Annotated in this window: 12 protein-coding genes; 3 read left to right on the forward strand and 9 right to left on the reverse strand. The window is 63.9% G+C overall.

The window, feature by feature from the left end:
• Positions 1-318 precede the first annotated feature (318 nt).
• Positions 319-3,363, forward strand: coding sequence for an autotransporter outer membrane beta-barrel domain-containing protein (locus ACN9MV_RS22790; RefSeq protein ID WP_426389607.1), 3,045 nt, complete (start codon positions 319-321; stop codon positions 3,361-3,363).
• Positions 3,364-3,372: 9 nt separating this feature from the next.
• On the opposite strand, the gene ACN9MV_RS22795 is transcribed toward ACN9MV_RS22790, so the two are convergent.
• From ACN9MV_RS22795 to ACN9MV_RS22805, 3 genes are read right to left on the reverse strand one after another with little or no spacing between them, the layout of a single operon-like run.
• Entirely contained in the window at positions 3,373-4,374 is a 1,002-nt protein-coding gene (locus tag ACN9MV_RS22795; protein WP_426389609.1) for an alpha/beta fold hydrolase, read from the reverse strand.
• Positions 4,375-4,397: 23 nt separating this feature from the next.
• Positions 4,398-5,201, reverse strand: coding sequence for a DUF1295 domain-containing protein (locus tag ACN9MV_RS22800; protein ID WP_426389610.1), 804 nt, complete (start codon positions 5,199-5,201; stop codon positions 4,398-4,400).
• Complete coding sequence (locus tag ACN9MV_RS22805) at positions 5,198-6,241, reverse strand: SAM-dependent methyltransferase (RefSeq protein WP_426389612.1); 1,044 nt, start codon at positions 6,239-6,241, stop codon at positions 5,198-5,200. Before ACN9MV_RS22805 ends, ACN9MV_RS22800 begins: the two co-directional genes overlap by 4 nt.
• A 256-nt stretch (positions 6,242-6,497) precedes the next feature.
• On the opposite strand from ACN9MV_RS22805, the gene ACN9MV_RS22810 reads away from it, so the two are divergent.
• Together ACN9MV_RS22810 and ACN9MV_RS22815 are read left to right on the forward strand one after the other, a co-directional pair.
• A complete protein-coding gene (locus tag ACN9MV_RS22810; RefSeq protein WP_093059534.1) occupies positions 6,498-6,902 on the forward strand; it encodes a YkvA family protein in 405 nt (134 codons plus the stop codon).
• A 626-nt stretch (positions 6,903-7,528) separates the two neighbouring features.
• Positions 7,529-7,786 (forward strand): hypothetical protein, encoded by a 258-nt coding sequence (locus tag ACN9MV_RS22815; RefSeq protein ID WP_426389613.1) that lies wholly within the window; start codon positions 7,529-7,531, stop codon positions 7,784-7,786.
• Between the two features lie 239 nt (positions 7,787-8,025).
• Here the strand turns inward: ACN9MV_RS22815 and ACN9MV_RS22820 are convergent, their stop codons facing one another.
• The 6 genes from ACN9MV_RS22820 to ACN9MV_RS22845 all read right to left on the reverse strand — a co-directional run bounded on the left by ACN9MV_RS22820 (position 8,026) and on the right by ACN9MV_RS22845 (position 13,618).
• Complete coding sequence (locus ACN9MV_RS22820) at positions 8,026-8,523, reverse strand: hypothetical protein (protein WP_426389615.1); 498 nt, start codon at positions 8,521-8,523, stop codon at positions 8,026-8,028.
• A gap of 145 nt (positions 8,524-8,668) precedes the next feature.
• Positions 8,669-9,094: an HAD family hydrolase gene (locus tag ACN9MV_RS22825; RefSeq protein WP_258353704.1), complete on the reverse strand. Its 426-nt coding sequence runs from the start codon at positions 9,092-9,094 to the stop codon at positions 8,669-8,671.
• An 88-nt stretch (positions 9,095-9,182) separates the two neighbouring features.
• Positions 9,183-9,470, reverse strand: a complete 288-nt coding sequence (locus ACN9MV_RS22830) for a hypothetical protein (protein WP_426389616.1) — start codon at positions 9,468-9,470, stop codon at positions 9,183-9,185.
• A gap of 128 nt (positions 9,471-9,598) precedes the next feature.
• Complete coding sequence (locus ACN9MV_RS22835) at positions 9,599-10,240, reverse strand: HEAT repeat domain-containing protein (RefSeq protein ID WP_426389617.1); 642 nt, start codon at positions 10,238-10,240, stop codon at positions 9,599-9,601.
• A gap of 623 nt (positions 10,241-10,863) precedes the next feature.
• Positions 10,864-11,178 carry a hypothetical protein gene (locus tag ACN9MV_RS22840; RefSeq protein ID WP_426389618.1) on the reverse strand — a complete coding sequence of 105 codons (315 nt, stop codon included), beginning with the start codon at positions 11,176-11,178 and terminating at the stop codon, positions 10,864-10,866.
• Between the two features lie 295 nt (positions 11,179-11,473).
• The gene (locus ACN9MV_RS22845; RefSeq protein WP_426389619.1) at positions 11,474-13,618 is read right to left on the reverse strand and encodes a glycoside hydrolase family 3 N-terminal domain-containing protein; all 2,145 of its coding nucleotides are present in this window, start codon (positions 13,616-13,618) and stop codon (positions 11,474-11,476) included.
• Between the last annotated feature and the right edge of the window lie 17 nt (positions 13,619-13,635).

Raw genomic sequence — 13,635 nt, forward strand, 5'->3', positions numbered from 1 at the left:
CTCGCGAGCCGGATCTTTGTATCCGTCGCGAATCATTGGTTACTTTCAGACGCAGTTCAGGGTAGACCTGCGTCAGACGGCGCTGCGCCTGTAGTGCCGTAGGCCTCAGTACGCAGCCTCGGGACGGGCCTGGTGCTCCCGTTCCTCGCCTATCACTCCCTCAGGGGGTACCCGCTTTCAGGCATATCGCCAGCGTGTACGCGTACTTACATTTTTGACTTGTAAATGGAAAACGACGGAACGCGCAGACGCAAGAGAGAGCGCACCTGCGCACGGGAGCCTGCCTGTCAGGTAACAACAAACGAACAAATTGAAGCCATGAACAAGATTTTTCGCACCCTCTGGAATCCAACGCTCGGCACTTGGGTAGCCGCTCCTGAAACATCTCGCGGCCACGCGCGATCGGCCAGACTGGGCGAACTGGGGGCAGTCGCCGTCGCGGTGCTGCTCCTGGGCGCCGGGCCGGCGATGGCGGCCGGCGGCGCTGGCGGGCAGCCCGTCGGCGACCCTTCGCTGCACGCCGGCGCGGGCGGCAGCAACGGCAGCGGTGGCAGCGGCGGGCTCAACGACACCACGGTGGGTGCGAACGGCGGAGCCGGCGGATCGTCGACCGATGCCGGCGTTACGGCGGGCTCCACTGCCAACATCGGCTCCTTTGCCGGCGCTACCGCAGGCACGGGCGGCGCGGCGGGCACGACCAGCAACGTCGTCAGCCCCGGCGTACTGCAGGGCGACAACGGCGGCGCGGGCCAATCGCAGACCGGCGACGCAGCCAACGGCAACGGGTACGGCGGCGGCGGTGGCGGCGGATTCCAGGGCTCGTCGATCGGCAGCGCCGTTGCCTCCTCTTCCAACAGCTACACCGGCGGCACCGGAGGCCTGGGCGGCAACGGTTATTGGGCTGCCGGCGGCGGCGGCGCGGGCGGCTTCGGCTCCATCCTCATCGGGCCGACCGGCAACTACACGGCCTCCGGCAGTTCCACGGGCGGCGCGGGCGGCAATGGCGGCAATGCCTTCTCGCAAGCCGGCGGCGGCGGCAGCGGCGGCGGCGGGTTCTTCCTGAATGCCACGACGGCGGGGCTCACCTTCACCAACAGCGGCACCATCGCTGGCGGTGCGGGCGGCAACGGCGGGGCAGAACTGCTGCCGGCGCGCAGCAACGCATCGGGCGGCGGCGGCGGGGCCGGCGGCAACGGCATCACGCTGGCCGGCAGCGCGGTGTCGGTGACCAACACCGGCACGGTCACTGGTGGCGCAGGGGGTGCAGGCGGAGCCGGTGGCGGCGGCGCGGGCGGCACCGGTGCGCCGGGGGCCGGCGGCGACGGCGGCATCGGCTTGTGGGCCACGGGTGCCAGCGCAACGATCACCAACAGCGGCACCATCACCGGCGGGGCCGGCAGCACCGGTGGCGCCAACAGCAACGGAGGCGCGAGCGGCGCTAACGGTGTGGGCGGCGTCGGCGTGATGGGCGCCAACCTCACCATTGCCAACAGCGGCGCCATCTCGGGCGGACTGGCCGGCGACGGCCTCACCCGTGCGTCGGCCGTGGAATTCACCGGCGGCAGCAACAGCCTGACCCTGAACGCCGGCGCGGCGCTGACGGGCGCCGTTGCCATCGACAGCGGCGCCACCGCCAGCGTGATTGCCGGCGCCGACGGCCTGAGCATGAGCAATGCCCTGCTTCTGGGCGGCACGGGCACCATCAACACCAACGGCCACGACATGGGCTGGTCGGGCCCGATCTCGGGTGCCGGCGACCTGGTGAAGAGTGGCGCAGGCACCCTGACCCTGGCCGGCGCCAACATCTACACCGGCGCCACCAACGTCGCCGCCGGCACCTTGCGCGCCGGTGCGGCGAACGCACTCAGCAGCGCCAGCGCCTTCACGGTCGCATCGGGCGCCACGCTCGACCTGGCCGGCCGGAGCCAGACCATCGCGTCGATGACCAACGGCGGCACCGTCTCGCTGGTGGGCACCGTGCCCGGAACCACCCTCACGGTGACCGGCCCGTGGGTGGGCAGCGGCGGCACGCTGCGCCTTGGCACGGCGCTGGGCGACAGCAGCAGCGCAAGCGACCGGCTGATCCTCAGCGGCAGCACCGCCATTGCCAGCGGCACGACCAACGTGCAGATCACCAACCTCGGAGGCCTGGGCGCGCTGACCAGCGGCAGCGGCATCGAAGTCGTGAGCGCGCTGAACGGGGCGACGACCACCGCACAGACCACGAAGAGCGCCTTCGCCCTGGCAGGCGGCCACGTCGATGCCGGCGCCTACGAGTACCGGCTGTACGCCGCCGACGCAAGTGGCACGGGCGAGAACTGGTACTTGCGCTCCACTGCCACCGTCGTTCCACCGGCCAGCGGTGGCGGAAGCGGCAGCGGCGTGACCGTGCCCACCTACCGCACCGAAGTGCCGCTCTACGCCGCGCTGCCCGAGCAGTTCCGCCAGTCCAACCTGGCGATGCTCGGCAACATGCATCAGCGCGTCGGCGACGACGGCCCGACCGGCGCCAACACCGCCACGCCAGACCAGGGCTACCGCCAGGCCTGGGCCCGCATCATCAGCACCGACCGCACCATCAGCCAGAGCGGCACCGTCAGCCCCACCAGCAAGGGGCGCCTCACGGGCTTCCAGGCCGGCACCGACCTGTGGGCCGATGCCAACTGGCGCGCCGGCGTCTACGTCGGCCAGCTCGACGGCGACATGAGCGTGACAGGCTTCGCGCGCGGCATCGTGAACTACGCAGCCGGCTCCAACGACCTGCGCAGCCAGTACCTGGGCGCCTACGCCACCTGGAAGAACGACAGCGGCCTGTACGTCGACGGCGTGCTGCAGGCCGGGCGCCACCGCTACACCGTGTCGCCCACGCTGGGCTTCGGCAGCTCCGGCAAGGGCAGCAGCCTGCTGGCCTCCATCGAGGTGGGCCAGGCCTTCAACATCGCCCCGGGCTGGACCATCGAGCCCCAGTTGCAGTTGGTGCATCAGCGCGTGAACCTCGACGACGGCAGCATCACGGGCGCCCTGGTGCAACAAGACAGCCACAACGGCTGGCTGGCGCGCGCGGGCGTGCGAGTCAAGGGCGAGATCGCCACTTCCGCCGGCCTGCTGCAGCCCTATGTGCGAGCCAATGTCTACCGCAGCAGCAGCGGCACAGATGTCAGCCGCTTCATCGGCCCGGCCGCGTACACCGACATTGCCACACGCACAGGCGGCACGAGCACCGAGCTCGCGGTAGGCGCCACGCTGCAGCTGACGCAAAGCACGAGCGTGTATGCGGAACTGGGCAAACTGTGGGACTCGGGCGGCGCGACGCGCACGAAGAGCGGAGTCAACGGCAGCGTGGGCGTGAAGATCCGCTGGTGAGGCGTAGCGTCAGTGCGACCCGTTGTCGCGGTCCGCACGGACCGTTTCGACGACGGACAGCACCGCGTCGATCACCGCAGCCGGGTCGTCGAACTGGATGTCGTGCCCGGCGTTCGGCAACAGCCGGTGCGTGCTTCGCGAGGACCATGTCGCCATGTCCTCGTGCAGCTTCTCCCAGATGGCCTGCACCTGCTTGCCCTGCTCAGGCGTGATCTTCATTCCCCGGAGTTCCGCTTCGGTGTAAGGCGCCATCGCGGTGAGCACCACCAGCGGCCGGTTGCCCAGATTCCGGAAGGCACCGGCCTCGGCGAGCGACGCATCGGTCGCATCGCTCTCCGCCAGCTGCGTGACCATCGACTTCGGCGCAAAGGCGTGAACCGCCTGCGCATCGCGCGCCGTCTGGTTCGGAGCCTGCGGCAAGAGCGAGGGGGCCGCCGCGCGCAACAGGCCGGACCACGCAAGCCACACGGCGATGCGAGAGCGCAGCGACCGCGTCTCCGTCATGAAAGCCGCGACACGCGCGACCTGGTCCGGATGCGATGGGTCGACAAGAACCAGCCCCGCCACCTCAGCGCCGAAGTACTTCGTGAAGCTCGTCGCATAAAGACCGCCCAGCGACTGGCCGACCAGCACGAAGGGGCCGTGCTCGCCCGCGCGGGTCAACGCTTCGTGAAGGTCTTGTGCCACCTGCCTGGCGCTATAGGGCGCATCCGAAGCGTCACTCCACATCAAACCCGCGCGGCTGTACGAGCACGCACGCGTGTGTGCCGCGATCTTCGACTGCACGGCCGACCAGCTCAACGAACCGTCGACGCTCAGCCCCGCCTCGAACACGACGGTGGGCGAGCCCGAGCCCCGGCAATCCAGCTGGATCTTTCGCCCGCCGATGTCGACCATCTTCCCCGGCGCGGGAAAGTCGCGCGCCGCACGGTATCGGCCGACCTGCTCGTACACCACGCCCACGAGGACGACCAGCACGACGATTGCCGTGCTCCAGAGGACGATGCGCATCAGCAGACTTTTGAACGAGGGCTTCACTGATCCGGATAGTGCCACCGCCGCACCGGCCCCGGAACAAAGGCATTGGTGCGCGCGATGTACTCGCGGTATGCGGGGCGACGCTCGCCGATGTCGGCCTCGAGCATGCGCACGCCCGAAACCTTGAGCAGCAGCCACGTCATGAGCAGCGGCGACACCACGCTCCACGCGCCGCTCCACCCTGCCCCGCCCATGGCCATCAGCCAGATGCCCCACCAGACGCAGGCCTCACCGAAGTAGTTAGGGTGCCGTGTGTAGCGCCACAGGCCGCGGTCCATCACTTGGCCCGCATTCTTCGGGTCGGCCCTGAAGCGCGCCATCTGCGCATCGCCAATGGCCTCGAAGAAGATGCCGAACAGCGCCAGTGCCACGCCCAACACATCGAGCACGCCCAGCGGTCGTGCCGCCAACATGCCCGGCAGAAAAGGCGCGGAGACGATCCACGCCAGCACCGCCTGCAGGGCGAACACGAGATACAGGCTCCTGAAGCCGAAGTTCGGCTGGTTGCGTGCGCGAATCGCCTGATAGCGCCGGTCTTCGCCGTGGCCCCAGTTGCGCCAGGTGATGTACAGGCACAGCCGCACAGCCCACGCTGCGCCAAGCACCGCCATCCACAGCCCACGCACCGTCTGCACAGGCAGCAGCGCGAAATACACGAGGCCCGCGCCCACGATGAAGACCGGCCACATGCGATCGACAAGGCTCGCGTCGTGCCGCACGAGGCTCACCACCCACGTCAGCAGCGCCAGCGATACGGTCCATGCCAGGCCCGCAATCGCTACTTCCGTTACGCCACTCATGCCCTGCGCTCGAACAGATAGTGGCTCACCCACCAACGCTGCCCATGGTCGAAGCCGAACAGCTCCGCCACCGACATGAAGAACAGCCGCCAGCGCGTCCACCACACATTGGCCTCGGCGCCGTACGTGGCCTGGAACAGCGGACGCAGCGCATCACGTCGCTCGTCCATGTTGCGCAGCCAGGCCTCGGCCGTGCGCTGGTAATGACTGCCTTCCCAGCGCCAGCGGCGCAGCAGCCGCAAGTCGTCCTGGCAGTGCAGCGCCAAGTCGTCGCTGGGCATCATGCCGCCGGAGAAAAAATACTTGCTCATCCAGTCGCTCGGGTCGCGCACCTCGAAAGGGTACGGCGCCTCACGATGGGCAAACACATGCATGAAGAAGCGCCCTCCAGGCTTGAGCCAGCGCGCCACATTGGCAAACGCCTGCGGCCAGTTGCGCAGGTGCTCGAACATCTCGACGGACACCACCCGGTCGAATCGCTCGTCGGTGTCGAAGACGTTGATGTCGCGCGTCAGCACGCGCACGTTGCCCAGCCCCCGCTGCGCCGCCTGCGTCTCGATGTACTCGCGCTGCGAATTCGAATTCGACAGCGCCGTGATCCGGCTGCCCGGATAGCGCTCGGCCATCCACAGCGTGAGCGAACCCCAGCCACAGCCCAGCTCCAGCACGTCTTGCCCCGTACCCAGGCCGGCGCGCTCGCAGGTGGCAGCCAGCGCGGCGGACTCGGCATCTTCCAGCGTGCGGGTGCCCTCGGGCCAGTAGCAGCTGCTGTACTTGCGGTGATTGCCCAGCACCTCAGCGAAGAAGGCGGCGGGGACTTCGTAGTGCTGTTCGTTGGCTTTCTCGGGCAGGGGTGCCAGGTTCTCAGCGGCCATACGGGCGACGAAGTCTTGCGTCAGATCGGCCACGGCCAGGGCGTTGCCGGCGTGCAGTTCGGCGAGCCGGTCTTTCAGCAGGCGGCGGATGCCCTGGCGGACGACGGTGTCGGGCACCAGGCCCTTTTCGACCCAGCGGATGGCGAATGCGATGTCCTGCGGCATGTGCGGTTTCCTCGTTGGGGGCACTTCGGAGTGTGTGCCGTGGGTGCGTGTACGCGGCTGGATGGGTTTTGGATGAGGCTTTGCCAATTGTGGACGTCAGTACCAAGAACGGTCGTTTGAGATCAGGCTCCGCCCCCGCTTCAGGCTCGTCGCTGTTGTTCGATAGGGTGTGTGCGAACGGGTACTATCGGCGATCAGCAGTCCTTCGAAGCCGCGGGGCAGAGTTCGGCCACGTGACCCTGGCATGCTTGCGCCCATGCGAATCAGCGACAACTTGAAGACTTGGGCCAAGCGAATCAAACGCGACGGCGTGACGCTTTGGTTTGCAGGCAAAAATCCTCGAACGCCTTGGTACGCGAAGGCATTGGGTGTTTTTGTGGTGGCCTATGCGCTGAGTCCCATTGACCTGATTCCAGACTTTATCCCCGTGCTGGGTTACGTCGATGACGTTCTGCTACTTCCCGTCTTAATCTGGCTGACCATCAGGCTGCTGCCGCCTGAAGTCCTCGCGGAATGTCGCAGCCAAGCAGACGAGTGGATGCAGACGAAGGGCTCGAAGCCAAGCAGCAGGGCCGGCGCACTCCTCGTCGCGGTCCTGTGGCTGGCCGTGGGCGCAGCAGTATGGTTTTGGCTTAAACCGCATCTATACGTTCTTGAATGACGGCTTCGGAGAAAAACGTACGGCCGTGTTGGGCCCTAACCGGCTGTACAGTTTTCTCCGAAGCGGGCGTTCAATTTGCGCGATGCAGTTCTAGGTCGATGTCGAGTCGCCATTTCCTTCGACAACGTCTGCTGATGCCCCTAGTTCTCGAAGAGCGAGCACGAATTGATGCGCTTTCGCATCGGGAACTTGGACTCGCTGAGGTTCATCTCTGAGCACCCCATCGGTAACGGCTTTAGCCTCCGCCAAACCCAGGCCCGCAACGGCTCGCAAGGTCGTCGTGCAAGAGACCTTCAAAAAACCGGGTCGCCATCCGGTAATTTCAACAATTGCCATGGTCAGTAGTTGTTTCAGGTCGATATGCTGGGAGGTCGGGTGAGGCCGTCAGAGAGCCTTCGCTCGCAACTTTTAGTCGTCGGCGTCGTTTCGTCATCGCGACGAACGAATTTCAAGTACCGCATAGCCCCCAAGCCAGCTAGCCGGCGACTCCTCTCCACCGCCAGAACGGCGCTTATGTCGCCCAGGCAAAATTGTAGGCATCGCTGAAAGCAGAGGAGGCTCCACCTAGCCAGATTTGGGACATTTGTCCCTTGGCGCATCCCTGCTGATCGTGCATTCTGCTCACCATGACGTCGATCGAGCACATCATTACTCGCGCCATTAGCCCCTCCAGCGTGCGGCCGAATGGGCGGCTCACGTCGCCTCGGAGCTACGGCGTGTATCGCATCCCCACTTCGGCCGACTCCACAAGCAGTTTTCGGTTCGGAAACCACCCGGTCCGCCAGCGGGAGCTCGAGCGCGAATTTGGCTCCTGCAAGCTCGAATACCTGTTTGCCGAACGCACTGATGCCAAGGCCGTCGCACAGCATCAGGCAGGGAAATGATCCACTGTTGCCCCTTGTGGTCGGGACACACGCATCAGTAGCCGCGGTTCATGAGGATCTGCTGGATCTCATCCGCTGCGTACGCCTGTTGTTTGGCCGACGCTCGCTGCCGTGCACCGAGCTTGGGGTGTTCGCGAACCAGGAGCTCGTGACGAAGGACCGCAACTGGCCGAACTGTGCCATGGCGGCGGTGGCTAGAACTGGGCAACTATGGGCGCACCAGACGACAGCAAACATTCTCAATTCCCGTCGTGAGCGCGGGCCCATAGGGAATCGAACTCTTCACGGGGGATTTCGCAAGATGCAAGATCTGGATTCCAAAGGTCCTCAGGTGGATTGAAGAGCCAATCCTCGGGACCGCTTCTTTCCAAACTGCCATCGGCAGATTGCATGATCTGACGGGTCCGGTATCCGTTCTCGTCGTACTCGACGAGATAGGTCTCACGTTCTTCGAGATAGTCTTGTCTCAAATAGACCTTGCCACGCCCCACTAGCACTCCATAGCCAGGCTTACCTCGTTGAATACGGCGTTGATCTTCCAGCCCAGCAAGACCAGGAGGTGCAGGGTCGCCGATGCTAAGCGATGCGATATCAGTGAATCGAGTTGGGTCGATCCCACTCAAGTCAACGACTTCAACTTCTGCATAGCGTTGAATGATCGCGTCTGAAGACGGAGCCTCGATCCACCAGTACAACGCGCCCATTCCGTAGTTATGAGTCACCAAGAAGCGATTCATCAGCATTTCTCTCCCAAAAGATTGCGCGCTGCGAGGACACCATGCGGTGCGACGGTCCGCTCCTGGCCGGCTGTAGCCGGTCGCACTGCCGGCGAAAAGGCCCTTAACCGATTCTCGCCGCGACCGTACTGAACCAAGTCGGAAATCAAGCACGCGCCACCAGAACTTGAAGCATCTTGGTAAGGCCGGTATCTGCCGAACTATAGGGATAGTCGAAGTACTCGATCTGCAGCCACTGAGCTTCCTGGCCCGGATGCACGTACTTCTCAAAATCGTCCACAAGCAACACCTGGTGCGGTTGCACGCCGGGCACAAATCGGAGGTCCTTTGTCTCCCCGTTCCATGTGACGTACTCGACATCCGCAAACCAATCGGGTGCGACCTTTTCGTCCACCAGCAAGCGCGCGATCCTTCTGAATCGATCTTCCTTGACGGTGGTGAACATGACGATGCGGGGAAAAATTTCAGCGCAACGCGTCAGGAAGTTTGCCAGACCCGGTCGAGGGATCTGGCTCATCGCATTCGAGATCAAGGTGCCTTCGAGATCGAGGGCGAGGACGTAGCTGGTCATGAACAGATGTGGCTCGGTTGGTAAGAGTCCGCTTCCGGCCGAATTCTGCCTCGCCTGCGGCACTACGGTTGCTCGAAGCCAAATGCACTCAGAGTCGGCGGACGTCTTCCGCTGCAGGGTCAGTTGGCCCTGCAGCCACGCAGACTCCGGCCAGCCCCGCCACGTGCAGAGACTCGACCACTGAGGCTCGAAACCAGTTGAATTGCTCCTGGTCATGCAGGTCGATCTCTTCAGGGTCGTCTGGCATCAGCAGCGCACAAGTTGGCCCGGCGTGCGATACGAAGCCTAGATCGACCAACCACGATGACGCGAAGCCAATCAGGCTTTCAACGCTCTCGTGATTAGTGATCTTGAGTGCAATCTCGCCCGTATTCATTTAAGTTGAGTCTCTGGCATGAGTGACGGCTATTGGCCGTTGGCCGTCGGATGTTTTTTGGCTCAAGGTCGCACTAGATTTTCAGGGCAAAGAGGTCCGCAAGCAGCGAGCGCAGCGTCCAGGCGCGGTTAAGCCAGTGACGAGTCATTCTTTGGGATTTCAGCTGGAACGAATTTTCCAAGCTCGGCTTCAATCGAAGCCCTCATTCCAGGAACGCGCTGCAGAAAGTTGTGCAGCGCCAACGGCGTTAAACGAGCCAACGGCGGGACTAGGAAGGAAAACTCTTGCAGCAGGCTCGAAGCATCCACCCGATAGAGGAACGCAAGCACTTCCTCCTGCGCTCTAGGGTCCAAGTCTTCAGTCTGTAGCTTCTTTTTGTTCTTTCGAACATATTGCTCAACTGACGCTAACGCGCGCTCGTCACCTGATACGCCGATGGCCCACAGCGCATAGACCTTGTTGCGGCCGCTCAGTGGATCTTCAAGGATCTTTACAAAGTAAGGCGTCTCCGCTGCGCCGGCTATTTGCGCAATCGTCAGGACTGCACTGTCCCTGACATCTTGCTTTGGGTACTTGGATAGAGCTTTTAACGCTGGCAGGCTCTTCCGAGTACCGCAATCACGCAATGCAATCACCGCCCAGAGAACGTCATACTTCGACTTGTCGGCATCGATTGCTGAGAGGAAAAACTCCTCAGACCACGAGAAGGCCTTGTTTCTTCTAAAGTGTTCGCTGATGGTCGCTTTGTTTGATGCATCAAGCAAAAACATGCTGTTTGCTTCCTCTGCTAGGAATAGTTAAGCTGGTGAATTTATATGCGGTGTGCGTTGTGAATCGCTGTTTCAAGCTTTTCCAACGGCTTTGAATGAGTGACCGCTCCTGGCCGACTGTAGCCTTACATGCGGCCTGCGCAAAGGGGACCGAAGCAGACATTCAGTACTGGAGGCGAGTCGCGACAGCGGCGACGAATGCCAGTACGTCAACGGCAAGCAAAACCTTCAATACTCTTTGAGAACGTAGCCCTCTAAAGGCAAGCACGACGAGCGTGATTCCAACGAGTATGAGAAATACGCCTCCGGCATACGCCGCAAGTCCGCTCAACTCCGAAACACGAAGCGGGGCACTACGTGGTCCTCGTTCAGCAAGACGACCCGTTAGCAACGCAACGAAGCCCTCACCGCTCGAAAGCGCAGCAAGTGCAAGCAGCACTATCTTTCCGCCAATGCGCTCGAAGGCAGTCGATTCGCTTCTAGGCTTTTCTTGATTACTCATTGCTGGATGATCTGGTCCATCACCGGCTGGAAAGGCAACTTCCGCTGCCCGTCGACTGTAGCCTCGCGCAAGGCCGGGGCGAAGAGGCCCAAAGTCGACTGCCATAGTTGACGCGAGCTTTTCATTGCGCACCGCCCTCGCCTACGGCAGCTCGCCACGACTGAATCGTGGCCTCAGCCGCTTCGATACGCTGCTGCAGTTCTTCATTGACCAATCGCACCAGAGCACCGAGTTCAGCGCGCGTCGGATAGACCTCTTCCGTGTCGTTCACGCGTTGCGGGACGATGAGTTTTTCAAGACACGCATAGGCACGATGCACAGCGTGAAGGCTGTCGATGTCATCGCATGCCTGAAGCGCAAGCGATTCAACGCTAGCGGCTTCAGAAGATTCGGGAAGTGAGTGAACGTGCACGGACGCGCGAGCGGATGCAGCCATGAATGGCCTCCAAGTGATTGCGGTTTGCTGAAACCGCCGCACCCGAGTCCAAGCGGGGGCGGCAGCTCGACGGGTTGGACTACCGGGCAACCACTTGCGTGAAACCGGCCGGGCTCGCGCCCGCCCATCGAGCCGCCAAAACTGGAAGCACGAACGACAAAGCCGCAGACCCTGCGGGGAAACTGCGGCTTGCGTCGCAGTGATTGCACGGGAGTCCAATCCCGATCACGCCTCTTTTTGACGTGACCGGTGCAGTATAGCCACGGGTAACGGCATGCCCCTACGCCCTAGGGCTTCAGCACAATTCAATGGTCTGCCGCAACAACCCTGTTTGCTCAGCACTCGGCCCGACGAAGATTTCGACTTCGCCCGCCTCGAACAAGGGCTGCAGGTCCGGCCCGAGGTAGCGCAACTCGGCCGCCGGCAGTTCCAGGTTCACCAAGCCGGCTTCGCCCGGCATCAATCGCAGCTTCGCGTAGCCCTTGAGTTCCAGCAACGGCCGGGTGACACGGCCTAGCTTGCCGCGAACGAACAGGAAGACAGTTTCTTCAGCCTCGCGTGCACCAACGTTGCGCAGCCTGACGCTGATCTTCAGCGCGTCCTGCTCGCGCACGCGTCGCGGCTCTACCTGAAGCTCGTCGTAGACAAACCGGCCGAAGGTCAAGCCGTGGCCGAAGGCATACAGCGGCGAATTTTCGACGTCCTGGTACCTGCTCGTGAAGTAGTCGGCGGGATTCATCGGCCGGCCGGTGGGACGCTGGCCGAAGTAGATCGGCAGCTGCCCGACGGCGCGCGGCCAGCTCATCGGCGTGCGGCCACTTGGCGTTGCCTGGCCCGTGACTACGTCGGCGATCGCATGGCCGGCTTCGATGCCGAGGAACCACGCAGCCAGCAGCGCATCGGCGTGTTCGGCCAGCCAGGGGACGACGAGCGAACGGCCCGAGAACAAGATTGCGACGACGGGGATGCCGAGCGCGTGTGCACGTGCCGTCACCGCTTCGGCCAGCGCCTGTTGTAGCCCGGGAAGCGCGGGCGTGGCGCGGCTCGCGGCCTCGCCACTCATGGTGGCACGCTCGCCCAGGCACAGCAGGACGGCGTCGACGCCATCGCACAGCGCAACAGCAGCTTCGATGCCGCTGTCGTCATCACTCTCGATGGCAACGCCGGGTGCATGGCGTATGTCGGTCTGCGGCAGCGCGGCACGCAAGCCGGCAAGCACGCTCGCGGCCGGCTCGTGTTCGCCGGCACCCCACCACGGGCCTTTCATCTCGGTGCTTGCGTCGGCCAGCGGGCCGATGACGCACAGTGCCTTCGCCGCAGCAGGCAAAGGCAGGGTGTCCCGCTCGTTCTTCAGCATGACGATGGCCTTGCGCGCGGCGTCGCGCGCCACCGCGTGCCGCTCGGCAACAACCGCCGCGAGTTCGGGTGTCGCGCCGCGGCGGTAAGGGTCGTCGAACAGGCCGAGCTGCTCCTTGAGTTGCAGCACGCGGCGCACGCTCGCGTCGATCTCTTCGATCGTCACCCGTCCCTGCGCGAGCGCGATGGGCAGGCCCTTGCGATACGCGTCGGCCATCATGTCGATGTCGACGCCGGCCTTCAGCGCCAGTACTGCGGCATCGACGAGATCGGCCGCGACGCCGTGCTTGATCAATTCCGCGATTGCGTTGTAGTCGCTGACGATGACGCCGTCCCAGCCCATCTCGCCGCGCAGCCAGTCGCGCAGCAAGGGGATGTGCGCAGTCATCGGCACGCCGTTGAGATCGGTGAAGGCGGGCATCAGCGTCGCAACGCCGGCGCGCACCGCTGCTGCGAAGCCCGGCAGATGCACCTCGTGCAAGGTGCGCTCGGAGATGTCCACGGCGGCGTACTCCCGCCCCGCGGTGACTGCGCCGTACGCGACGAAATGCTTCGCACAGGCCGCCAGCGAATCGGCCGATGAAAGGTCTGCCCCCTGGAAGCCGCGCACCTTGGCCTGCGCGATGCGTGCGTTAAGCCAAGGGTCTTCGCCGGGTCCTTCCGCGGTACGGCCCCAGCGGGGATCGCGCGATACATCGAGCATCGGCGCAAAAGTCATCGCCAGGCCGTCGGCAGCGCCTTCGCGTGCAGCCTCCCGCGCCGTGCGCTCCCAGAGGTCTTCGTCGAAGGTGCCGGCCTCCGCAAGCGGGATCGGAAAGAGCGTGCGATGGCCATGAATGATGTCCAGGCCAATCAGCAGCGGAATGCCGAGCCGTGACTTCTCGACGGCCAGTCGCTGCATCTCGTGCGTGTGGCCGGCGCCGACCATGTTCAGCAGATTGCCGACGGTGCCGTCGATGATCGACTGCGTGGAGTCTCCCGCGAGCACCGGCCCGGTGACCGTGTAGCCGGAGGCAGTCATCGTCAGTTGACCCAGCTTTTCGGCTAGCGTCATCCGGGCCATGAGAGTATCGATGCGACTCATCAGGGATTTCGAATAGA

The sequence above is a fragment of the Variovorax sp. R-27 genome, assembly GCF_049913215.1.
Classification (GTDB): Bacteria; Pseudomonadota; Gammaproteobacteria; order Burkholderiales; family Burkholderiaceae_C; genus Variovorax.

What these genes read in the sequence shown, in the direction of transcription:
- ACN9MV_RS22790 (WP_426389607.1), top strand. Translation starts at nt 319, where the DNA reads ATGAACAAGATTTTTCGCACCCTCTGGAATCCAACGCTCGGCACTTGG.
- ACN9MV_RS22795 (WP_426389609.1), bottom strand. Translation starts at nt 4,374, where the DNA reads ATGCGCATCGTCCTCTGGAGCACGGCAATCGTCGTGCTGGTCGTCCTC.
- ACN9MV_RS22800 (WP_426389610.1), bottom strand. Translation starts at nt 5,201, where the DNA reads ATGAGTGGCGTAACGGAAGTAGCGATTGCGGGCCTGGCATGGACCGTA.
- ACN9MV_RS22805 (WP_426389612.1), bottom strand. Translation starts at nt 6,241, where the DNA reads ATGCCGCAGGACATCGCATTCGCCATCCGCTGGGTCGAAAAGGGCCTG.
- ACN9MV_RS22810 (WP_093059534.1), top strand. Translation starts at nt 6,498, where the DNA reads ATGCGAATCAGCGACAACTTGAAGACTTGGGCCAAGCGAATCAAACGC.
- ACN9MV_RS22815 (WP_426389613.1), top strand. Translation starts at nt 7,529, where the DNA reads ATGACGTCGATCGAGCACATCATTACTCGCGCCATTAGCCCCTCCAGC.
- ACN9MV_RS22820 (WP_426389615.1), bottom strand. Translation starts at nt 8,523, where the DNA reads ATGAATCGCTTCTTGGTGACTCATAACTACGGAATGGGCGCGTTGTAC.
- ACN9MV_RS22825 (WP_258353704.1), bottom strand. Translation starts at nt 9,094, where the DNA reads ATGACCAGCTACGTCCTCGCCCTCGATCTCGAAGGCACCTTGATCTCG.
- ACN9MV_RS22830 (WP_426389616.1), bottom strand. Translation starts at nt 9,470, where the DNA reads ATGAATACGGGCGAGATTGCACTCAAGATCACTAATCACGAGAGCGTT.
- ACN9MV_RS22835 (WP_426389617.1), bottom strand. Translation starts at nt 10,240, where the DNA reads ATGTTTTTGCTTGATGCATCAAACAAAGCGACCATCAGCGAACACTTT.
- ACN9MV_RS22840 (WP_426389618.1), bottom strand. Translation starts at nt 11,178, where the DNA reads ATGGCTGCATCCGCTCGCGCGTCCGTGCACGTTCACTCACTTCCCGAA.
- ACN9MV_RS22845 (WP_426389619.1), bottom strand. Translation starts at nt 13,618, where the DNA reads ATGAGTCGCATCGATACTCTCATGGCCCGGATGACGCTAGCCGAAAAG.